Annotated in this window: 1 pseudogene; it reads left to right on the forward strand. The window is 53.6% G+C overall.

Annotated features, from left to right (window positions below):
* A pseudogene (locus tag F4V72_RS23930) lies at positions 1-1,004 on the forward strand (IS3 family transposase); the annotation flags it as partial.

Genomic DNA, 1,004 nt, shown 5'->3' on the forward strand with positions numbered 1-1,004 from the left:
TGCTGTTAAGCCTGACAACAGTGGACAGCAGGCACAGGATTTACTGGATGCCAGAACAGAAATTCTCAGGCTGAAAGCACAGCTTAAACGCACTGAGGAAGAGCGGGATATTCTGAAAAAGGCCGCGCGGTACTTTGCAAGGGAGCCCGACTGAAGTATCGCTTTATCAACGATCACCGTGAAATCTGGTCGATCGTTACAATGTGTCGGGTCCTTAAGGTTGCCCGTGCCGGATTTTATGTCTGGCTCCATAACCCAGTATCCGCCGGAGAAAAGGATAACCAGCGGCTGCTGGAACTCATCCGCGACTCTTATACGCTGAGTGGCGGAGTTTACGGTTATCGCAGAGTCCATGGCGATCTTCGTGAAATTGGTGAAGCGTGCAGCAGAAACCGGGTTGCCAAAATCATGAGGAAAAACAGGATACAGGCCATACATGGTTATAAAGTGCCACGCGGAACCCGGGGAAGACCGTCCGTGATAGCGCCCAATCGCGTGCAGCGTGAATTTACTGTTGTGAAGCCCAATCAGGTGTGGGTAACCGACATCACCTACATCCGCACCTGGCAGGGCTGGCTGTATCTGGCAGTGGTTATCGATCTTTTTGCCCGTAATGTGGTGGGCTGGTCGATGAAACCGACACTGTCGCGCGAGCTGGCACTGGATGCGCTGCTGATGGCGGTCTGGCGGCGTAAACCTGCAGAAAACGTCATTGTGCACAGCGATCAGGGCAGTCAGTATGGCAGTGATGACTGGCAGCGGTTCTGTCGGGCCAATAATCTGGCACCGAGCATGAGCCGTCGTGGCAACTGCTGGGATAATGCAGTGGCAGAATCGTTCTTCAGTTCACTCAAAAAAGAGCGCATCAGGAAGCGGATATATAAAACCCGGGACATAGCCCGGGCGGATATCTTCGATTACATTGAAGTGTTCTACAACCGTACCCGACGCCACAGCCACCTCGGTGGCGTCAGCCCAGAGGCCTTCGAAAAGGCCTCACCGTG

The organism is Salmonella enterica subsp. diarizonae (genome assembly GCF_008692785.1).
In the GTDB taxonomy this organism is placed as follows: domain Bacteria; phylum Pseudomonadota; class Gammaproteobacteria; order Enterobacterales; family Enterobacteriaceae; genus Salmonella; species Salmonella diarizonae.